The organism is Flavobacteriales bacterium (genome assembly GCA_016699575.1).
Taxonomy (GTDB): Bacteria; Bacteroidota; Bacteroidia; order Flavobacteriales_F; family PHOS-HE28; genus PHOS-HE28.
In genome coordinates this window covers 2,870,868-2,886,701 of record CP064979.1, presented here as the reverse complement: position 1 = coordinate 2,886,701, position 15,834 = coordinate 2,870,868, and the positions used below count along the sequence as shown (strand labels likewise).

General features: G+C 59.8%; 12 protein-coding genes. 9 read left to right on the top strand and 3 right to left on the bottom strand.

The genetic code is table 11. The features are described 5' to 3' along the window. Positions 1 to 20 precede the first annotated feature (20 nt). The 3 genes from IPJ76_11955 (at position 21) to IPJ76_11945 (ending at position 5,662) form a co-directional block, all read left to right on the top strand. On the top strand, positions 21 to 2,744 hold the full coding sequence (locus tag IPJ76_11955; GenBank protein ID QQR85325.1) for a hypothetical protein: 2,724 nt from the start codon (positions 21 to 23) through the stop codon (positions 2,742 to 2,744). Between the two features lie 105 nt (positions 2,745 to 2,849). Further along, positions 2,850 to 4,526: a DUF262 domain-containing protein gene (locus IPJ76_11950; GenBank protein QQR85324.1), complete on the top strand. Its 1,677-nt coding sequence runs from the start codon at positions 2,850 to 2,852 to the stop codon at positions 4,524 to 4,526. Positions 4,527 to 4,714: 188 nt separating this feature from the next. Then, positions 4,715 to 5,662, top strand: a complete 948-nt coding sequence (locus IPJ76_11945) for a glycosyltransferase family 2 protein (protein QQR88452.1) — start codon at positions 4,715 to 4,717, stop codon at positions 5,660 to 5,662. Between the two features lie 112 nt (positions 5,663 to 5,774). Here the strand turns inward: IPJ76_11945 and IPJ76_11940 are convergent, their stop codons facing one another. Together IPJ76_11940 and IPJ76_11935 are read right to left on the bottom strand one after the other, a co-directional pair. Then, positions 5,775 to 7,091: an IS4 family transposase gene (locus IPJ76_11940; GenBank protein ID QQR85323.1), complete on the bottom strand. Its 1,317-nt coding sequence runs from the start codon at positions 7,089 to 7,091 to the stop codon at positions 5,775 to 5,777. A gap of 374 nt (positions 7,092 to 7,465) precedes the next feature. Continuing rightward, positions 7,466 to 8,128, bottom strand: a complete 663-nt coding sequence (locus IPJ76_11935) for a response regulator transcription factor (protein ID QQR85322.1) — start codon at positions 8,126 to 8,128, stop codon at positions 7,466 to 7,468. 707 nt (positions 8,129 to 8,835) lie between these two features. Here IPJ76_11935 and IPJ76_11930 point away from each other — a divergent pair. The 5 genes from IPJ76_11930 to IPJ76_11910 all read left to right on the top strand — a co-directional run bounded on the left by IPJ76_11930 (position 8,836) and on the right by IPJ76_11910 (position 13,292). After that, entirely contained in the window at positions 8,836 to 9,441 is a 606-nt protein-coding gene (locus tag IPJ76_11930) for a hypothetical protein (GenBank protein ID QQR85321.1), read from the top strand. Positions 9,442 to 9,450: 9 nt separating this feature from the next. After that, positions 9,451 to 10,611 (top strand): hypothetical protein, encoded by a 1,161-nt coding sequence (locus IPJ76_11925; protein ID QQR85320.1) that lies wholly within the window; start codon positions 9,451 to 9,453, stop codon positions 10,609 to 10,611. 125 nt (positions 10,612 to 10,736) lie between these two features. After that, complete coding sequence (locus IPJ76_11920) at positions 10,737 to 11,252, top strand: trypsin-like peptidase domain-containing protein (protein ID QQR85319.1); 516 nt, start codon at positions 10,737 to 10,739, stop codon at positions 11,250 to 11,252. After that, the gene (locus IPJ76_11915) at positions 11,249 to 12,727 is read left to right on the top strand and encodes a hypothetical protein (GenBank protein ID QQR85318.1); all 1,479 of its coding nucleotides are present in this window, start codon (positions 11,249 to 11,251) and stop codon (positions 12,725 to 12,727) included. The genes IPJ76_11920 and IPJ76_11915 overlap by 4 nt, the downstream gene beginning before the upstream one ends. A 265-nt stretch (positions 12,728 to 12,992) precedes the next feature. Continuing rightward, on the top strand, positions 12,993 to 13,292 hold the full coding sequence (locus IPJ76_11910) for a DUF3817 domain-containing protein (GenBank protein ID QQR85317.1): 300 nt from the start codon (positions 12,993 to 12,995) through the stop codon (positions 13,290 to 13,292). Here the strand turns inward: IPJ76_11910 and IPJ76_11905 are convergent, their stop codons facing one another. After that, a complete protein-coding gene (locus IPJ76_11905; protein QQR85316.1) occupies positions 13,293 to 13,676 on the bottom strand; it encodes a rhodanese-like domain-containing protein in 384 nt (127 codons plus the stop codon). Between the two features lie 67 nt (positions 13,677 to 13,743). Between IPJ76_11905 and IPJ76_11900 the strand changes: the two genes are divergently transcribed. Next, complete coding sequence (locus IPJ76_11900; GenBank protein QQR85315.1) at positions 13,744 to 15,816, top strand: CotH kinase family protein; 2,073 nt, start codon at positions 13,744 to 13,746, stop codon at positions 15,814 to 15,816. Positions 15,817 to 15,834: the final 18 nt, after the last annotated feature.

Below are 15,834 nucleotides of genomic sequence, written 5' to 3'. Positions count from 1 at the left end.
TATGACCACCCTTTGATCACATGCAACTAGGACCGACCAAACTCATCGCCATCCGCTCCGGTAGCTACGACTACGCGGAGGTGGACCTGAGCAACTCCATCCAGCTCGTTGGCCCGAACAACGCCGGTAAGACGACGTTGATCAACACGCTGCAGTTCCTGTACCTCGACAACAGGAACCAGATGTCGTTCGGCGACCACGACCAGGAGGCGACACGCCAGTACTACTTCCCCGACCACTACAGCTACCTGCTGTTCGAGTGCACCGGGCCGAAGGGCACCTACACCATCGGCTGGCGTGGGGTGAGCAAGAGCAGCGGCGGCGATCCCGTGCGCTTTACCTACGACGGCGGCTACGTGATGGGCGACTTCCTCACGGACGACGACCGCGTGCGCGACCCGAAGGACGTGCTCACCACCCTCGCCGAGCGCAACTACCGCGAACTGCGCGAACCCCAGCTGCTGCGCGAAGCACTGCTGGTGGCAACCAAGGGCGAGAGCAACGGCCTGGGCATCGTGCACCTCACCGAGACCGAGCGCTACAGCCACTTCAAGGAAGTGCTGAAGAACCTGCTCAGCCTGCGCAGCATCGACCAGCACGAGATGAAGCGCAGCCTGATGATGCTGGCCAACCTGCCGCCGAACAAACCCGCGCTGGAGGCCAATCGCCTCATGACCGAGGAATTCGAGCGCATCCGCGACCGCCGCGTGAAGCTGAACACGCTGAAGACCGAGCGCGAGCGGCTGGAGAAGTACATCGGCATGAGCGATGTGCGCTTCAACGTGGAAGCGCGCCTGGCCACCGTGTACAGCGACCTGATGGAGAAGCGCCGCAAAGCGCACGACCACAACAAGCATGTGAAGGAGGCCATCGTGGCCAAGCAGGAAGCGCTGGAGAAGGAGAAGATCAGCACGGCCGAGATCCTCAAGGACCTCGACGAGAAGATCGCTGAACTGGCCGGCTTCAAGGGCCGCGCCGAGGGCGACCTGCAGCGCATCGCCGAGCTGGGCAAGGGCCTCGAGAACTTCGTGGAGAACCTGGAGCGCGAGGCCCTGAGCAATGCCAAGGAGCGCCTGCACGGCTTGAACCGCCAGTTGGGCAACGCCGAAGAAGCCGACCGGCAGCGCACCGCCCGTGCCCTCGCCGAGGTGACCGGTCGCGTGGCCAACACCGAGCGCGCCATCGCCAACTTCGACAAAGCCCTCATTACCGAGCTGCGCGAGTCGCTGAGCGATGAAGAGGTGCACGGCCTCTCGCGCCTCTTCAACGTGGACATCCTGAAGCTGCCCGTGGAGAAGGGCGGTGTGGAGCTGAAGAAGCGCAAGCAGGTGGAAGCGCTGCTGAAGAGCGTTGCCGAGAACATCAAGGACGACAAGTACAGCGATGCGCTCGTGAGCTTGCCGCTGCCGGACAACAGCAACGCGTGGAAGGAGCTGGTGGACGTGAAGGCGATGAAAAAGGCGCTGGCCGATCTGCAAGCCGAACAGGACCGTCTGCGCAAGCTGATGGACGCCATCGAGAACCGCGAAGTGATCGCGAAGGACCGCGCCAAGGTGCAGGCCGAGTGCGATGCACACGTAGAGCAGCTGGGCCGGTGGGAGCGCTACCAGCACGACCGTCGTGAGGAGCCGCGCCTGAAGAAGCGCCACAACGAGATCAGCAAGGAGAAGGGCGACGCCGAGGGCCAGCGCAAGGAGATCCGCGAGAAGCTCGACGAGATCAGTGTGAAGCTCTTCGAACAGCGCACCGCCTTGAACAAGGAGGACGAGCGCTTCAACCGCCTGTTGCGCCTATTGGAAGGCTGCACACCACCGCCCGACCTGGAAGCCAAGGGCCGCGAGCTGGTGAGCGTGCCGAACGACCCGGAGGATGCCATTGCGCTCTACCAGAAGCTCACCATCGAGCACAAGGACATGAGCCGCGAGATGGACCAGCTCCGCAGCAAGATCGAGAACGTGCTGAAGGGCGACATCATCGGCGCGAACGAGATGGAGACGGTTCGCCTGATGCGCGAGCAGATCGACGGTCTGCCCACGTTCGAGGAGGCCCTGCGCAAGGACTGGGACAACTACCTGCACCTGCTGCGCGCCAACTTCGCCAACGTCCTCAACGGCCTCAACGACATCCGTGGCGCCGCAGAAGCCCTCAACCGCCGCTTCAGCAATGTGAGCGTCTCGAACCTCGAGAGCCTGCGCATGGAAGTGATCGACCAGAGCGATCTGGTGGAGCCGCTGAAGGAATTGGCCGAAACCGACCATACCGGCCTCTTCGACGACAGCAAGAAGTTGGACGCCGCGTACCAGAGCTTCCGCAATAAGCTCAGCGAGCGCATCACGCTCAACTACGGCGACCTCTTCACCCTGCGCTTCACGGTTGCGGTGAACAACGGCCGCGTGCACAGCTACGACAATCTGCAGGTGGAATCACACGGTACCGCCATCACCATCAAGGTGCTGTTCAACCTGCTGGTGCTGCGCAGCATGCTGAAGGAAGACCCCAAGGAGCACACGCCGCTGAGCCGCGTGCCCTTCTTCCTGGACGAGGTGCACAGCCTCGATGCCACCAACCGCGGCGCCGTGCTGCGCATGAGCCGCGACCTCGGCTTCATGGCCATCACCGCCGCGCCCGAGCCGGTGAGCGAAGTGGACGCCCTCTACTTCCTGCGCCCGGTGAACGGCCGCCTGGTGGTGCGCAACGAACTGCGCGTGGGCGTGAAGTTCGATTCACTGCAGGTGATGGAATAACCCTGAACCCTTGACTTGATCGAACCCCGGTGAAAGCCGGGGTTCGTGTTTTGGCACTAGGCGCCCGGCAGTGGCCGGTATCTTCGCGGACCGAGACGGCACCAGATGATCGGCATTCAGGACACCACAAGCGCCACCTACAGACAGCTTCTTGGCAACGGTCTCACCTACGAGATCCCCAAATTCCAGCGGGATTACTCCTGGTCTGTTGAGCAATGGGATGATCTGTGGCAGGACATCCAAGGTCTGCTGAGCGGTCACGACGACGGGCACTATATGGGGTATTTGGTGTTGCAGACAACGAACAACAAGCTGCACCAAGTCATTGATGGGCAGCAGCGGTTGACCACTCTGAGCATTGTCATTCTTGCCGTTCTGAAGTGCCTACAAGACCTTGTGGACAGTGGAACGGACGGCGATAAGAATCAACGGCGACAAGAATCGTTGCGCGGATCTTACATCGGGTATCTCGATCCGGTAACGCTCGTGTCCACGAACAAGTTGAGGCTCAATCGCAACAACGATGACTACTTCAAAACGTACCTCGTTCCCCTAGCCCCACCGAGAGTCAGGGGAACGAATGCGTCAGAGAAGTTGATGCGAGGGTGCTTTCAATGGTTCTATGAGCGGCTGCGGAAATCGTTCACAACCGGGGAGGGGCTCGCAAGCTTCGTGGACACCATGGTCGACAAGCTTGTCTTCACCGTGATCCGCGTTGGCGACGACATGAACGCCTTCAAGGTTTTCGAAACGCTCAATGCACGTGGCGTACAGTTGTCCTCAGCGGACCTCTTGAAGAACTATCTCTTTTCGGTTGTTGACAGCGACGAACGTCATCCGACTGAACTCCAGGAGATGGAAAAGCTCTGGAGCGCCGTCATGAGCGTCTTGGGCGGTGAGCGCTTCGAAGAATTCCTGCGCACATATTGGAACAGTCGAAGAGGTAATGTCCGTAAGAGCGAACTGTACAAAGTCATCAGAAAGGAGGTAACGAACAAGGGGGAAGCTTTCCAGTTGCTGCGTGACCTCCAGCGCACGGCGGACATCTTCATGGCGCTCAGGTCCCCTGAAGATGAGCTCTGGAAGGGCCGACCTGAGGTTGCCGATCATCTCAGTGAACTTCGGTTGTTCCAAGTGAAACAACCCCTGCCTCTTCTGCTGTCAGCTTATGAGAGCCTGGGGGCCCCTGACTTTCTCCGCGCACTCCGTGCCTGTAGTGTGATATCACTGCGGTATAACGTCATTGGAGGATTGAATCCGAATGAGCAGGACCGTGTGTACAATGCGGTCGCCTTGAGAATACACAAGGAGAAGCGGTTCGATCCGGCTTGGCTGAGGGAGGTGTTCCCCGATGACGAGAGCTTTGCGGCATCGTTCGCTGCGGCCGAGTTCAAGGACACCTCCAGGAACAACAACATCGTCCGCTACTTGCTCGCATCGATTGAGCGTCGGAAACACGGTTCCGCCATCGATCCGTTCGGTGAAGGTTTAACGATCGAGCACATTCTGCCCGAATCCCCTCATGAGGATTGGGGCATTGACGACACAATGGTGGAGCGGAGTGCTTATAGACTAGGAAACCTGACCTTGCTTGAAAAGAACAAGAACAACGAGGCTGGGAACAAAACCTACGCTGAAAAACGTCCTGTGTATGCAGGGAGTGGCTTGGCGATCACCCGAGCCATCGCCGACCGCTACGACGTCTGGTCCGAGGAGCAGATATCCAAGCGACAGAAAGCCCTTGCCGATGTGGCTCGGGAAATCTGGAAATCGCCTTTCTGATGGGCAACGGCCGCATGGTAGTGCGCAACGAACTGCGCGCAAGCGTGAAGTTCGATTCGTTGCAGGTGATGGAGTAGCCCAGAACCCTTGACATGAGCGAACCCCGGTGAGAGCCGGGGTTCGTGTTTTGTGCAGGGGCGGGTGCTCAACGGCCCCGCCTACCTTGGCCGCCACCGATGAGCACCGGTATGAAGCCCCTGAAAGTCGCGATCGTGGTGCCCTGCTACAACGAGGAGGGCGTGCTGGGGCACACCACCAGCGTGCTGCTGGCTGAGCTGGACAGCCTTGCCGCCAGCAGCCACGCCACGCCGGACAGCTTCATCTGCTGCGTGGACGACGGAAGTCGTGACGGCACCTGGAGCGAGATTGAAGCACTGGCGAAGGCCAACGCCCGCATCAGGGGCTTGAAGCTCAGCGCCAACTTCGGGCACCAGAACGCGCTCATCGCGGGCCTCTTCACCATGCGGCCGCACGCCGATGTGCTCATCAGCATGGACGCCGACCTGCAGGACGACGTTAGCGTGATATCGCGGATGGTGCACGCCCACCACAACGGCAAGCGCGTGGTGTACGGCGTGCGATTGGACCGCAAGGTGGACAGTCCCGGCAAGCAGCTGGCGGCCGCCGTGTACTACCGGCTGATCAAAGCGATGAACAAGCGCGCCGTGCGGGGCCATGCCGACTTCCGCAGTGCCGATGCCCGCGTGATCGCCGACCTGGAACGCTTCGGCGAGGCCAACCTCTACCTGCGCGGCATCTTCACGCTCATCGGCTACCCCAGCGAGCAGATCAGCTACGTGCGCAAGGAGCGGCACGCGGGCGAATCGAAGTACGGCTACCGCAAACTGATGAGCCTGGCGTGGCAGGGCATCACCTCGTTCAGCACCGCGCCGCTGAAGCTGGTGTTCTACGCCGGTGTGGTCATGGCCCTAGTGGCCCTTGGGCTGGCGGTGCTCTCGCTGTGGGCCCTGCTCACCGGGCGCACGCTGCAAGGCTGGTTCAGCACCACCTTCATCGTGCTGTTCTTCTCCGCCGTGAACATGATCAGCCTGGGCATCATCGGCGAGTACGTGGGCAAGATCTACAAGGAGGTGAAGGGACGGCCGAGGTACATTATTGAGACGGAGACGGGGTGAGGGCTCGCGCAGGTGGACTTGAGACGGGCGCAACGCCCTAGACAGAAGGCCACTCGCTACAAGCGAGCGGCGGCGCGCACGCGAGCGGGCAATGTCATTAAGTTAAGGGTTCTCACAGGGCCGGTTTGGAGTTGGTGAGATAGACGGGCTTGTCGCGTGTGCGGTACTTGTCGCGATCGCGTGGGAAAGTGCGGCCTGGGCGGATGGGCACGGTGGTGGAGAGGAACAGCTCGGACAGGTCGCGCATGGTCTGCTCATCGTCCTCTTGGGCCATGATGCGCATCACCTCCTGCTTCATGTAGCCGAAGGACACGTTGTTGTTGATCTTGTAGGAGAGCTTGCGCGCGGGGTGCTCGGCGGGCAACTGGTCCTGCGCCTCGTCGAGGAGCAGGGCGTGCAGGTTGCACATGAAAAGCGCTGCATGGAAATCCTGCTGGATGACCACATCGGTGTGTCCGGTGAAGTGCTCCACACGGGCGATGTTCTTGATGGTGTTGTAGAAGCGCTCCACGCCCCAGCGCTTGGCGTACAACTCTTTGAAGACGGCCGTCGCATAGCGCTGTTCATCGGTCAAGGATGTGAGCAGCACTTCCAGTTCGCCATTGTCCAGCAACACCTTCACCATGCGTACGTTGATGCGATCATTGCTCTGCGGACCACGACCGTGCTGGGTGTTCTTGCCAGCGCCCATGGGCACGGTGTGCGAGTGCAGGCCACCGGCCACGAAGTCGATCACCTGCTGGTTGAACTTGTGGGTGCAACGGATCAGGAAATGCGCTCCGCGCTCCAGCACCGCCGACATGAGCGCATAGCTGGGATAGCCGCGGTCGTAGATCATCAGGTCGCCCTCTTGGCACATGTGCAAGTGCTGCAAGGCCAGTTCACGTTCGCCCACCGCCCAGGGCGATAGCGTGCCATGGAGCACCATGTTGTTGAGCACATCGTAGAGCACCGAGCAACGCGCCTGCACCGTGCGGTTGCCGTGCTGGTTGCTCGCGCCGCCGTAGTGCTCGCCCAGTTCCTTGGTATGCGGCAGGTTGATGATGGACCCGTCGGTGGCCAGGAGCCGAAAGCCTTGCCAGCGCTTCACACGCTCGTCGTTGTCGGTGTAGAACTCTTGGTTCATCACTCGCATGAGTTCCTTGAACACCCCGGGCTCCACCTTCCTTCTGCTCTGGTTGAAGGCACTGCCCGATACGTTGCGCACCCCGTCGGCGAAGGCGCGCACGAAGCCCGTGAGTTCCAGCTGCAGGCTGCGCCGCGAGAGGCTCAGCATGAAGAGCACCACCTTCTTGAAGGGCATCTTGCGTTGGCGTGTGAAGTCTTTGGGCGAGCGCCTGAAGGTCTCCCTCAATGCGTCGCTGGCCAAACATCTTCTCACTGTTACGAGGATCCCACGGTTGGTCTTGCGCTTCGCTCTTGGTGCCATGGGCCAAAGAGCCTCCCCGCCGATCACCGTTGATCCCTCGACACCGCGACTTTTCAACCGCGTTGATCACAGCACAAGGCACTCCTTAACTTAATGACATTGCGCGAGCGGGTGCGGGGGTGTGGCACAGTCGTGTCGTAGCGTGGCACAGTCGTATTGCGGCGCGGCACAGTCGTGTCGGGGCGTGGCACGGTCGTATTGCGGCGTGGCACAGTCGTATGGCGCCACGGCACAGTCGTGTCGCGGCGTGGCACACCCGTGTTGCGGTGTGGCACGGTCGTATTGCGGCGTGGCACAGTCGTGTCGAGGCGCGGCACGGTCGTATCGTGGCGCGGCACGCGCGTACCCGAGGGCTATACCATACTACTCGGTGCTCAGATCAACCCGAGCTCGCGCGCCTTCAGCACGGCCATGGCAGCGGTGCCCACATCCAGCTTGCGGTAGATCTCCTTGCGGTGGTCGGCCACGGTGTAGCGGCTGATGTGCAAGCGCTCCGCTATCTGGTCCACGGTGAGTTCCTCGGGCCCGGCCATCAGGCTCAGCACGGCCAGCTCCTGGCCGGTGAGCTTGGGCACCTCGGGTTGTGCGCCCGACTTGCCGGCGCCGGGGCGCACCAGCATGCGCTGGTGCACCAGCTCGTTCATGTGGAAGCCGGACAGGCGCACATGGTCCAGGGCTTCGCGGATCTCATCGGGTTTGCCGCACTTGGAGATGTAGGCACAGGCACCGGCCTGCATGGCGCGGCGCACCTTGTCGTCCTCTATGTAGAGGCTCAGCACCAGGGCGCGGGTGCCGGGCTGGTGCTCGCGCACCCAGGCCACCAGTTGGAAGCCGTCCATGATGGGCATGCTCAGGTCCACCAGCACCAGCGGAGGCGCGCCGTGCACCTTGCACTTGGCTATGTAGTCCACACCATCATCGGCCGTAAAGGCCACGCGGTAGCCCGGCATGCGGTCCACCATGCGCACAAAGCCCTCGCGCACCAGGTAGTGGTCATCCACAATGGCCACGGGGGTTTCTTCCTGTGTGTTCGCCATGCGGATCGGTTGTGGGGGTGGTACTAACAAAGCAAAGCATGGCAGGGATAAGTTGGGCGGAGGACGATCCCTATGTTTGAGAGACCTACGAGGCATGCCTGCGCAGTACTTGGGGCCACAGGCCCACGACCGATGGACGATCGCCACAGGCGAGCGTCAGCCGCAGTGCGATCCGCAGGACGAGTGCGACATGCGAGGAGATGCGGGGGAGCATTCTCTTTGCCGGATATACGGAAGCCCCTGGACCATGGAAGCAGAAACGGAGTTCGGACACGACCTCAACTTCGGAGATGATCTGAACAAGTTTTCGCTGAGAATGGGATGCCCATGCGAATGCTGGTCCTCCTCACGACCTTGAACATGAAAGTGATCTTGCGCAAGGCGCTCGAACGGCTTATTTGGATGCACGTCATCTTGCGCATGAGAATGTATCGACCAGTCGTGCACGGACATGCATGGGATTGTAATGCGATCAGTACGTGAATCCTGCACGCTATCAGATCGACGCGCTCCACTACATTGTACCCAATATCCCGAGCGGAATGCTACCCCTGAGAGTACCTTTCTTTGTCGCCCTCCAGAGTCTAATTATCCTTGAGACCAGCGGCCAGTGCAGATCCTTTGAGGGTGACCGTGGGGCACTGATGTACCGCTCACGTGGGGCCAGTGCTAAGGAGAAGCGATGTGAGGGTTTCACGAAGTTGGACATGGCAGCCCTTGATGGCGAAGTCGTTTCCGTTACACGCGGCAGACCTTCCTACTATTCATTGGCCGAAGAGGTGATCACGATAAGTGCTCCGGTGATGGTGGCACCATTTCGATTGGATTGCATAGGTCGGGCAAGAGTAAGTGGTGGCTATTACCGGCTCGACATGGAAATGGCAACCGGTCAAACCAAATTTGTTCCGGTGAAAGATGTGCTGTTGGAGGGAAAGGTAAGGAACGACCTTCTTGGCATCGTGTTGCTGGAGTCAGGCACGCGCGATGTGTTCGTGCCGGCCACTGTAAGCTCCAACCTGCGCAAGGGTGCTGTGGGTGCAGCAGATAGCTTGTTCGTCAAATTCCTTCCACGTATTGTTCTTCGTGACCTAGCGCTGGATGTCTACGACGCGGCAACGCAAGAGCTCCTGTACTCAACGTCGTTGACGGCCTTACTGAAGGCGGACAACGAAGTGATGATGGGTATTCCTGTAGCGGCTCTTGGATCAAGTAGTTCAAAAGAGCGAAGGGTGTTGGTCCAACTCAAGAGCATTGCGATAGACGGAGGCCCGCAACTCGATAGGGCCTTCACGATCGTGCTCCCGGAGAGCTAGGTTGTTACCATGGGCATTGCAGCCGGGCCGTTCTATCGTTTCCGCAAGTGGTGGCGCGCACTCGGCATGCAAAAGTGGAGGCGGCTGGCCCTGGCCGAAGAGCGGCGACGCTTGACCTTGGCTCTTGGACGTTCGGTCCAGGCCGAACCCAAGAATGCACAGGCCGAAGCTTTCCAGCAACAGTCGCACGATCGTCTGTTGCGCCTTGATAGGGTCCATGGCGAACTGCTTCAGGAGCATGTGATGCGTTTGGGGCTCTTCATATTGGCGGTTGCGATCGTTGTTGTCGTCGTCTTCTCGATCCGTCGTGAAGAGCGCACTCCGTTCCAGGTTTCAGGGAGGTTCAGCGCAGTGCTGTTCCGCACCACAGCCACTGTAAATATCCAGCACGACGAAGGGGCGTGGATGCGTGAGGCGCAGTTGATCTTCGCTGACACCTCGTGGTCGCACACGAGGGGTACACCGTTCCCGCTGCGCGGTGAATTGGACCTGCTTGCATTGGACGAGGGTCCGGTCCAGTTGAGCGATATCTCAATACCTGCGGGTACTATTGTACGATTGCAGGACCGCGGCAATGCTTGGGCATTGGTGATGGAACCGCCTGCGGAACATAGAGAGGAACTGCGTATCCATATCCTCCGGGAAAAGGGAACAATCGGGGTTGAATCGGATACATTGTTGCGTTTCCCTCACGGTGTTGAACTAGTGGCAGCTTCGGGCCAGCGCCACACCTTGCAGATGACGCGGCTGCAACTAGAACTGCCATGCTTGCCAGTGGATTCCGTTCTATACATCACTGCATATAGGACGGACCCGGATGAGCCGGTACGGTCCTCTGTGCTGGAAGCGAGCTTATCCACGGCAAGCACCCGCGATGAACCGCTGCATCTTGCGCAACACGACACGCTGGTCACTCGCTCCACCGATGTTGCACTTCTGTGTTTGAAGATCGATAGTGCCGGCCTCCGCGTTACCCACACCGGTGAAGCTGGTGCAATCTTGGCCGGTAGGCGCGGCATGAAACCCGGTCAGCTCGACCAGCGCAGCCGCATTCTGACAGCTTGGTTGGGGCGTATTCCACCCGACCTGCTCACCTACGGTCTCTCAATACTTGTTTCCGCGCTTGTCTCAATTGGTGGTTATTTCGCTCTGAGGCAACGCCGCGCATGAGGACAAGGGCCCTTTTCCTTTTAGTGTTGAGCACAACGCAGGTGCGGTCGCAGATCCCGCCAGAACATGAGCGTGCTCATCGGGGTAATTGTGTCCGAATCGACCGCCCAGCGCTTGGTGGGGGAATGGAAGTGGGCTGCGGTTATGTTATGGCACGGGAGGGTGATTCGTTGATCATTGCAACGGCCCGCCATGTTGTTCAGGACACGAATTCACGGGCGACGCCGCCACAGGGCGAGGTTCGGTTTCACGGCGTAGAAGAAGCGCTTGCATACCGCGTTTTGCATCTTGACGCAAAGGACCTCGCGTTTGTCAAAGTGCGACGGCCAGGTCATGATACGCCCCTGCCGCTGGTCTTTCGCGATGCACCCCTTGACGTGCGACTTTGGCTCATATCGGCTCGGCGCGAACACAAGACCCTACCGACCGGCTTTGATGGCCGCATGCTGTACCGATCCAGTTCTACACCGTATTTCTGGGCTGCCATTCCTGGAACCGCCCAAGGCGATTCAGGGTCCATGATCCTGTCCAGAGAAGGTATTGTGGGCATGTTGCTGGGCGGCAGTTCAGAACTTGAGTGTTTGGCAATAGGTTACGTTATGGACCGTTTGAACAGTATCGTCATGCCAGTCGGGAAATGAAATTGACGAGGTGGCTTTGGGCCGTTCTGGTGGGCATTTTCTCCGCCTCCGTTTGCCTCGGACAAGAAGTCCCGGCGGAACTAGCCGTCGTGGAATTCATGGATGCTCAAGTCGGCACCATTGTTGGCACCGACAATGGGACCCTGCACATTGTCCGCATCATCACCAAGGCTGAGGATGTTGACGTGCCTTTGCTCGCTGAGACGAAGGTGCGCACCTCAAATGGGGAGGTGATCTCCGCCCGCCTTGTTCGACCTATCAATATCGATGGCAACTACATTTTGGGGTTGTATCGATGCTCCTACTACAATGCTGCAGCCGCTTCCCATCGCCTTAGCACCATCCTGCCTGGTGAAGGCACCCAGCTTGCTGTTGCAATGGATGAACGGCCACCACACGAACCCGTCTTTGAGCCCAAAATGAATCGGGTCCTGACCTTCGCAGGACGTTCATTGGAATACCACGAGGCAAAACCGGATCCGGCAACACAGGGGCCAAGCAGCGCTCCGGTTTATGACCAGTATGGTACTCTGATCGGCATCACTTTGGAGAAATGGGCACCCGCTGAGGAACGCTTGAGCATCCGGATCATACCAATTGTGCAAGTTCGGGAATTGATACTTGGCAACAACGAAGGGAACAATGGAACATCAGGCCGCCCGTGCATAGAATTCGATCTGCGCGATACGCAGACCCTGCGCAACACTTGTGAGGAACGCGAGCATAGAGCCAGATTGGTTGCCGAGGCCGAGGCCGCCGAACTAGCAAGGCTAGAAGAGGCTGAGCGGCGCCACGCTGCCCAAAGCCGTTATATGCTGCGATTGGAGCGGCAGATGATACAGCAAACATTCACGATTGCGCCGTTTATCGGGTTGGGGCAGAATGCCGAGTTCCATGTGCGGCCTACCGGTGGCATCTCCTTCTTTTTATTTCCCGATGGCTTGTTCCAACCACACCTGAAACTCCAAGGGGCACTGCAAGATTCAGAAAAGAACTATGAGGACACCATTGCCGTGAAATTCGGTTATGATCGACTCCGTACGAATTCGCAGTTCGGCGAAGTACTGCTCGGGTTCACCATGCTGAAGGGAGACTTCTTTTTCGGGGCATTGGGTGGAGTCGGGATGGAGGGGCCGGTGCGGATCAACCGATCGTACGGCACTACGAATTATGTCACGTCAAGCAAGGAGAACTGGACTCGACCCGTGACACAATTCGACATAGGCGTTCAGATCGCTGCTATGCGTCTGTTGATCGGCGTGCGCACTGTCCATGGTGAAGTGGCCAATGCCTACAAAGCTGAGAACCTGGGCCTCTCGGGTGCCACGCATCGACCTGCGGAAGACCTGCCAGCGAACGGCTCCATGGTCGTTCTTGAATTCGCGTTTCGCTTGAGTGGTTGGTGGAACACGGACATGAAGGCGTCGGCAAGAAGCGAGTTCGAACTGAAAGGCGGGGTTCCGAAACCCAGATAGGGCTTCCAAAGGCAACGGTGATTCAGCATCCCTACATGGGAACAGAAGGCAAGCCTTCTATTGAGCACTGGTATCATACCGTGCTGACCATGGTGAGCTATCACAACAATTCCAGCACCCCTTTGAAAGAGCTGCGAGAGATCAATTTGCTGTAACTGAGCATCACCATTCGTGTCACCTCTGCACGCATGGCCCCTCCTCCCCGCATTAGCGCGGATCACACTCCCGTGACATCCCCACCGCCCTTCCGCGTTCCTTTGCACCTATGACCCCTCTTCGTTTCCTGCGCACCACCGGTTTGTTGGAAGGCATCAGCAACGTGGTGCTGTTCTGCGTGGCCATGCCCATCAAATACGGCATGGGCATACCCACGGCCGTCAAGTACCCCGGCTGGGTGCACGGCATCCTGTTCATCCTCTTCATGGTGGCCATTGCGCGCATGCGCATGAGCGCGGGCTGGTCGCTGAAGCAGGTGGGCATCGCCTTCGCGGCCGCGCTGGTGCCCTTCGGCACCTTCTGGGCCGACGCGCGTTATTGGAAGAAGGAAGAGGCTGCCCTCAGCTGATCACTGCACCACGGCGTTGCCCTGCGCCTTCCAGGTCTTGAAACCGCCGTTGAGGTTCACCACGCGCTTGAAGCCGAGCTCGGTCATCTTGCGCTGGGCCTTGGCGCTGCGGCCGCCCGCTTCGCAATAGACCAGCACGGGCTTGTCCTTGGGCAACTTGGCCACTTGCGCGGCGAAATCCGCGGCGTACCAATCGATGTGCACCGCGTTGCGCAAGTGCCCTGCCGCCCACTCCTTGTCGGTGCGCACGTCCAGGATGGTGTACTGCGCCTGGTCCGGGCTTTTACCGAACTCGGCGGGTGTGGTCTGCTCGCCGCCACCTTGGGCAAAGAGCGCAGGTGCGAAGAGCGTGGCGAGGGCGACGAGGAAGTTCTTGAGCTTCATGGTAGGGGCTTGAAGACGGGCGAAGATCGGCTTTCGTCCGCTGCGGCTTGCAAGTACTTTGCCGCCCATGACCCGATCCCTTGCCCTGGCAACGGCCGCGTTGGCGCTCAGCACCCAAGCTCAAACGTTCACTGCAACGGGCGGGGCCATCCCCGACGACGGCACGTGGTACGAATTCGAGCTCAACGTGAGCGGCCTGCCCAACAGCATCGATACGCTGGCCTTCGGGCTTCAGCAGGTGTGCATCAATGTGGAGCACGCGTGGATCGCTGATCTGGACATCACACTGATCGCACCGGACGGCACCTCGGCCCTGTTGGTGGGCGGCAACGGCGGCGATCAGGACTTCTACACCAACACCTGCTTCCGCGCCGATGCCAGCGCGAGCATCCTCACCGGAACGCAACCCTACACGGGCGACTGGCTGCCCATGCAGCAGATGGGCGCGGTGAACAACGGCCAAAACCCCAACGGCATTTGGAAACTGTACATCCTGGACACCTACGCCTTCGCCGATGCGGGGGACCTGCTGGACTGGTCCATCACCTTTGGCAACGACCCGGCGGGGTACTACTCCATCAACGGCAGCAACCTGCCCATCGTGGTGCTCACCACCACCGGCCCCATCCCCAACGAACCGAAGATCGCGGGCACCATGGGCATCATCAACAACGGCCCGGGCAACTACAACCTGCTCACCGATCCCTTCACCGATTACGAAGGGCGGATGGGCATCGAGATCCGCGGCAACAGCTCCACCTTCTTTCCCAAGAAGAGCTACAGCGTGGAGCTGTGGGATGCGGACGACAACGACACCAGTGTGGCCGTGCTGGGCATGCCCGCCGAAAGCGATTGGGTGCTGAGCGCCAACTATTCGGACAAGAGCTTGTTGAACAATGCAATCACCTTCCATGTGGGGCGCGCCCAAGGTCATTGGGCACCGCGCACACAGCACGTGGAGCTGTTCCTGAACACACAGTACATGGGCGTGTATGTGTTCACGGAGAAGATCAAGCGCGACGACAACCGGGTGGACATAGCGCGGTTGGATGCCGACGATCTATCGGGCGACAGCCTCACGGGCGGCTACATCGTGAAGATCGATTGGCTCCAAGGCGCCAATGCCAGCTGGTGGAACTCGCCCTTCCCGCCACCGAACGCGCCCGGCAACGAGGTCATCGAATTCATCCACGACTATCCGGAAGCTCCCGAGCCTGCGCAGGAGAACTACATCCGCGCGTTCATCGACAGCTTCGAGACGGCATTGGATGCGCCCACCTTCATGGACCCGCAACTGGGCTACGCACGGTTCATCGACCAGCGTTCGTTCATCGACTACCTCATCGTGAACGAGCTCTCGCGCAACGTGGACGGCTACCGCCTGAGCGCCTTCCTGCACAAGGACAAGGTCAGCAAGGGCGGCCGACTGACGATGGGACCGCTGTGGGACTTCGACCTTGCTTGGCACAACGCGGACTACTGCTATGGCGCCAGCTTCACGGGCTGGGCCTACAACATCAACTATGATTGTCCCGGTGGCAAGATGGTGCCCTTCTGGTGGTGGCGCCTGCTTGAAGACCCCGCGTTCACCGACAGCCTGCGCTGCCGTTGGGATGCGTTGCGCGCCGGCCCGTTGCACACTGACAGTCTGATCGCCTGGGTGGATTCCATGGGCACCTACCTCGATGAAGGACAACAGCACAACTTCAGGCTGTGGCCCATCCTGGGCACCTATGTATGGCCGAACCCCGGCCCCCTGCCCACCGACTACGAAGGTGAGTTGCAGGAACTGCGCGATTGGATCGCGCTGCGCAGCGTATGGCTCGATCTGAACTGGCCGCAGATGACGGGGTATTGTGTGCATGTGGGCTTTGGCGAAAACACACCCGTAACCACCAGCGCAACAGCCTTCCCCAACCCCTTCACCGACCGCTTGACCTTGCTCGGGCTCCCCAACGGGGAACGCGTACGGATCGATCTGATGGACGCTGCGGGCCGGGTGCTGCATTCCTCGGAAGATCCGGTACCGGAAAGCCGCGCACTGGTTTGGCTAGCGCCTGCAGGACTTCCGTCGGGCACCTACCTCCTGCGTGTTTCCGGGACGGTCGGTGTGCGCATCTTGAGCATCGTGAAGCACTAGGCGGGCCACGCTTTGGAG

Excerpts from the sequence above, each read along its gene's own strand:
- IPJ76_11925 (QQR85320.1), top strand. The coding sequence starts at position 9,451 with ATGGGCATTGCAGCCGGGCCGTTCTATCGTTTCCGCAAGTGGTGGCGC.
- IPJ76_11940 (QQR85323.1), bottom strand. The coding sequence starts at position 7,091 with ATGGCACCAAGAGCGAAGCGCAAGACCAACCGTGGGATCCTCGTAACA.
- IPJ76_11930 (QQR85321.1), top strand. The coding sequence starts at position 8,836 with ATGGCAGCCCTTGATGGCGAAGTCGTTTCCGTTACACGCGGCAGACCT.
- IPJ76_11910 (QQR85317.1), top strand. The coding sequence starts at position 12,993 with ATGACCCCTCTTCGTTTCCTGCGCACCACCGGTTTGTTGGAAGGCATC.
- IPJ76_11920 (QQR85319.1), top strand. The coding sequence starts at position 10,737 with ATGGAAGTGGGCTGCGGTTATGTTATGGCACGGGAGGGTGATTCGTTG.
- IPJ76_11900 (QQR85315.1), top strand. The coding sequence starts at position 13,744 with ATGACCCGATCCCTTGCCCTGGCAACGGCCGCGTTGGCGCTCAGCACC.
- IPJ76_11950 (QQR85324.1), top strand. The coding sequence starts at position 2,850 with ATGATCGGCATTCAGGACACCACAAGCGCCACCTACAGACAGCTTCTT.
- IPJ76_11935 (QQR85322.1), bottom strand. The coding sequence starts at position 8,128 with ATGGCGAACACACAGGAAGAAACCCCCGTGGCCATTGTGGATGACCAC.
- IPJ76_11905 (QQR85316.1), bottom strand. The coding sequence starts at position 13,676 with ATGAAGCTCAAGAACTTCCTCGTCGCCCTCGCCACGCTCTTCGCACCT.
- IPJ76_11945 (QQR88452.1), top strand. The coding sequence starts at position 4,715 with ATGAAGCCCCTGAAAGTCGCGATCGTGGTGCCCTGCTACAACGAGGAG.
- IPJ76_11955 (QQR85325.1), top strand. The coding sequence starts at position 21 with ATGCAACTAGGACCGACCAAACTCATCGCCATCCGCTCCGGTAGCTAC.
- IPJ76_11915 (QQR85318.1), top strand. The coding sequence starts at position 11,249 with ATGAAATTGACGAGGTGGCTTTGGGCCGTTCTGGTGGGCATTTTCTCC.